Annotated in this window: 4 protein-coding genes and 2 pseudogenes; 4 read left to right on the top strand and 2 right to left on the bottom strand. The window is 66.4% G+C overall.

Annotated features, from left to right (window positions below; all coding sequences use genetic code 11):
- Positions 1–404 precede the first annotated feature (404 nt).
- Entirely contained in the window at positions 405–545 is a 141-nt protein-coding gene (locus tag ACIPJI_RS36425; RefSeq protein ID WP_402251257.1) for a DUF742 domain-containing protein, read from the bottom strand.
- Positions 546–801: 256 nt separating this feature from the next.
- On the opposite strand from ACIPJI_RS36425, the gene ACIPJI_RS36420 reads away from it, so the two are divergent.
- From ACIPJI_RS36420 to ACIPJI_RS36405, 4 genes and pseudogenes are all read left to right on the top strand, one after another.
- Positions 802–1,551, top strand: a complete 750-nt coding sequence (locus ACIPJI_RS36420) for a transposase family protein (protein ID WP_402251255.1) — start codon at positions 802–804, stop codon at positions 1,549–1,551.
- A gap of 44 nt (positions 1,552–1,595) precedes the next feature.
- Positions 1,596–1,703, top strand: a pseudogene (locus ACIPJI_RS36415) (transposase); the annotation flags it as partial.
- 748 nt (positions 1,704–2,451) lie between these two features.
- Positions 2,452–3,138, top strand: a pseudogene (locus ACIPJI_RS36410) (MMPL family transporter); the annotation flags it as partial.
- An 87-nt stretch (positions 3,139–3,225) separates the two neighbouring features.
- Positions 3,226–3,756, top strand: a complete 531-nt coding sequence (locus tag ACIPJI_RS36405; protein ID WP_402251253.1) for a hypothetical protein — start codon at positions 3,226–3,228, stop codon at positions 3,754–3,756.
- Between the two features lie 153 nt (positions 3,757–3,909).
- On the opposite strand, the gene ACIPJI_RS36400 is transcribed toward ACIPJI_RS36405, so the two are convergent.
- Positions 3,910–4,229: hypothetical protein (locus tag ACIPJI_RS36400; RefSeq protein WP_402251251.1), on the bottom strand; the 320-nt coding region annotated here is incomplete at its 5' end.

The raw sequence follows: 4,229 nt of genomic DNA, 5'->3' as shown, positions 1-4,229 counted from the left end.
CCAGCGTCACCAGACGGGCACCCGACGTCGCCAACCCGTCGCGGAGCGTAGCCATCTCCTCTTCGCGCCCGATAAATGTCGTCAACGTGTCCGATGCGACAAGGATCGATGCCGACACGGTCACTTCAGCCTCACCACCAACAGGTTTGCACGTCTACATCATTTCGCAGGGACGGTGAAATGAGAAGAGCGCCAGCAATTGTCGTAGAGGGTGATGCGGCCGAAGTCCATGAGGACGACGGTGGGGGTCGTCTCGTCTTGTCGTCGATGCCGTCCAGGCTGTCGACCAACGCCCCTGCGTGCGTCATGGTTACCTCGGTGCATAGCGGCCGGGTCTCGGAGAGTGTTGAGACCATGGCCGTCTTCCCGACACGGAAAGGGACCGCCACCACGATCTTGACGGCCTAGCGGGGACAATGGAGGGCGCGGAGTCCACGGAGCACCTCCTCGACGAGGTTTCGGTCCGGGCGCTCGGTGCGCGGGATGGGGGCTCGGGTGGCCAGCCGGCCGTCATCTACCAGGTCGGCGACCAGTGCCTTGCAGATACTGAACTACGCCGAAGTCTTGGGTACCTCCGCTGCAACAGGTGATGGTTGGGGCTTTCCGCGACCGCGTCCGCCTTGGAACTGTGGCGGATAGTTCTTCATGACCACGAGATGTCCGTTCTCAGATCCTCAGGATCCAGTGAGGGTTTCATCTGGGCCACTGATCGGGTGACGTTGGTGGTGTGCGCAACGCACGAGGCTCCCGTGCCGTTGGGGGAGGTGTTCGAAGTCTCAACCCACAGGCACAGGAGCCGCGTTGGTTCCGTATTCTGCCGCACTCGACCTGCCCCACGCCCTGGTCGAGTGGGTCACCATGCTCATCGTCACCCGCGAGGGTGACCGCCGCTGCAAGCTCCCGCCGCACCAGCGTGCGCTGGTCGGCCTGGTGTACCTGCGCAGGCACGACACCCTCGCCCAGATCGCCGCGGGTTTCGGTATCTCTGTCGGCACCGCCCACGCCTACGCGTCGGCCGTCATCGATCTGCTCGCCGACCGAGCGCCCGGCCTGCTGCGTGCCCTGCGCGAAGCCGGCCCGGACTACGTCCTGCTGGACGGCACTCTCGCGGAGTGCGACCGGGTCGGCGACAGCCGGGCCGACTACTCCCACAAGCACCGCCGGCACGGAGTGAACGTGCAGGTGGTGACCGATCCAGCCGGACGGCTGCTGTGGCTCTCGCCCGCATTGCCCGGCCGAGCCCACGACCTGACGGCGGCTCGCACCCACCGGATCATCCGGATCTGCGAACGCCAGGGCGTCCCGGTCCTCGCTGACCGGGCTTACATGGGCGCCGGCCCGTGGGTGACGACACCCCTCAGACGCCCACCCGGCCGCGAACTGACACCAACCCAGCAAACCGTCAACCGCGCGCTGTCCGCGGCACGAGCACCAGTCGAGCGTGGCGTCGCACGACTGAAGTCGTGGCGGATCTTCCGCCGGTCCCGATGCAGTCCGAATCGAATGACGTCAATCGCCGCCGCCGTCCTCACCCTGGAGCGGCAACGCTGAAAGAGCTCAGTGTCTCGTGTGTCCAGGATGAAGGGTCAAGGCCCGGCGAGGGCGGCCACGTGCACCTGCTGGTCCACTACCCGCCGAAGATTGCCCTGTCCAAGCTGGTCAACAGCCTGAAGGGTGTCAGCTCCCGATACCTGCGGGCCGAGTACACCAGTCGCATCAACCGCATCGGCATGGGATCAGTCACCGGTCTGACCCTAATACGGACACGCAGAGAACTCCGGCGCTCCGCGCCTCCGGCCCGAGGATCGCATTCCCGCCCGGCCTGAAGGCCGGGATCCCCTGCGAAGATCAAGGGATGGGCTTGGCGCTCATCTGCTCGGCTTTGCCGCCGGGCTCCCCGGTCATGCTCGATGGGGGAGGGCGGACGCAGCACAGCGAAGCACCCGCACCCGAGCGCATCTCGAAACTCTCACCCGGTGTGGTGCCGCCTCGGGGGAGCGGTGGGCGCGGGGTGAACGTGAGTGTGATGCGGCGGGACGCGGACGGCGTCATGGTGAGGGAATGGCCACGTTGATGGCAAGAGGGTGGGGGCTCTGATCGGGACGTACGGTTCCAGAGCCCCCACCACGGGGCCGTCTCAGTGGTGACAGGACTGCACTTCGCGCGTCCCCGCATTTCAACGAGTAACCCGGCTCGGCGTCACGGCCGTACTCGCATCGCCGGCGGCCAGCCATAGGGTGGGCTGTTTGCATCAATCCGGTCACCCCCGCCCGCGAGGGAGGTTGTGCCTGTGACCAGCGCTTTCACCCGTTCTCCTCGTCGGTGCGTCTGGGGTGGGTGTGCCGTTGCCCGGGTTTGTGCTGAGGGTGGGGTACGAGGCGCGACGACGAACCCCGGCAGCCTGCTGTGACCGCCTACTGCCAGCGAATCTCTGACTCGGGTCACTAGGGGGACTTCCTTGACATCGTCTCCAGCCGCCTGCCGCTGATCATCGCTGTGGTCGTCGGCCTGGCCTTCCTCGTCATCCTGGTCGTCTTCCGCGGACTGCTCGTCGCCGGCTGTGCTCATGTGCTGTCGATCACCGCCTCGTACGGCGTCGTGGTGGCCGTCTTCCAGTGGGGCTGGGGCGGGCCGGCGGCGTGTCGGGCGATGTGCCCGTCGAGAGTTATGTGCCGATGATGATGTTCGCCATCGTCTTCGGGCTCAGCATGGACTACGAGCTCTTCCTGCTCTCCCGGGTCCACGAGGCATGGCTGCGCACCGGGGACCCGAAGGCCAGCGTCGCCCATGCCCTGGAGATCACCGCACGGGTCATCACCTGTGCGCCCTCATCATGGTCAGCGTGTTCGCGGCGTTCATCGTCAGCGACAACATCGTAGTGAAGATACTTGGAGACTGGGCCTGGCGGCGAGTGTGGCCATCGACGCCACCATCGTCCGGCTGCTCCTGGTGCCCGCAGTGATGAACCTCTTCGGCAAGTCGGCCTGGTGGATTCCCCGCTGGCTGGACCGGGCGCTGCCCCATGTGAACGCTGAGAGCGAGGAGCAGGCGGCGGCCCTGGCCCCGGCCGGAAGCCGATCGCCTGACCGCCGGTCGGCATCGAGCAGCAAGTGCCGCCCCAGCGCACTAAGAAAATAACCCATTGCTCTGCAACCATACGATTTACGCCGGTGTCTATGGTAGTGACACCACTGGTCCCCGTATCTAGGGAAATTGGGGGACACTATGATCCAACGTCCGCGCATCGCGGCTGCAGCCGCCGGCATACTGCTCACCGCCGGAGTCGGTGCCACGATCCCCGCTTCCGCTTCCGTATCTTCGCCGCAGACCTCTGCGGCCGCCGCCGCTCCGGCGACTGCTCTGGTCACCAATGCCCGCTGGGGCGGCCACGGGTCCTTCGACCGGATCGTCATCGATGTCCGCGGTGTCCTGCCGCCGGTCACCGTGAAGCCGGTGAAGGAACTGCGCTACGACGGGTTGGGCCACAAGGTCCCGCTCGCCGGAAAACACTTCCTGGAGATCAAGCTCTCTCCCGCGGCCGCCCACAACGAGGCGGGCGCATCCATCTATAAGGGGCCGCGACTGGTCAAGGTATGGCTTCCCACGCTCAAGGGGCTGGCTCTGACGGGTGACTTCGAGGGTGTGGTCACCTTCGGGGCGGCCTTCGACGCGAAACCGTCCTACAAGACCTCAAGGCTGCACTCGCCGGAGCGGCTCGTGCTCGACGTCTGGATCCCGTCAGGCTGCCGCGCCTGAGACGAGGGGAACGGCGCACACCTCACGGCTCGTCCGCCCAGCGGTGTGCGCCGCGTTCTGTCTGTCTCCGCCGTGATCGCCTTCAGGTGACCGTCACCCTGGGTGCGGGCGGCGCCGCCGTTGTTCCCTTCCGGCAGCCTTCTGCCGGAAGGATCAGCTCAATGTGGCGCATTCCGCGACGGCGCGGAAGAAGACGGAGTCGCTGGCGAGGACGGTCACTTGCCATGAGTCGCCCGGGCCTCTCTGGTTCCCCATGATGAAGAAGTCGAGATCCCCCTCCGGATCTTCCACGAAGACGAACCCGCCGCCTGTGACGACACTTCCGGCGGGGCACGTCGCGGTGGATGTCGATGTCACGTCGGTGCCGCCCCCGGCTGCTACCAGCGGTCCCTCGACCTGGAAGGTGGTGAGTTCACCGCTGGGTGGGGGGGTGGTTCCGCCTCCGCCGGTGGCGGCGCCCGACTGGGCGACGG

This window comes from Streptomyces sp. NPDC086835 (assembly GCF_044745705.1).
Classification (GTDB): domain Bacteria; phylum Actinomycetota; class Actinomycetes; order Streptomycetales; family Streptomycetaceae; genus Streptomyces.
The sequence above is the reverse complement of the archived record's forward strand: the minus strand, read 5'-3'. Positions and strand labels throughout refer to the sequence as shown.

Bases quoted from the DNA above. Each gene is read 5' to 3' on its own strand.
- ACIPJI_RS36405 (WP_402251253.1), top strand. From the start codon at position 3,226: ATGATCCAACGTCCGCGCATCGCGGCTGCAGCCGCCGGCATACTGCTC.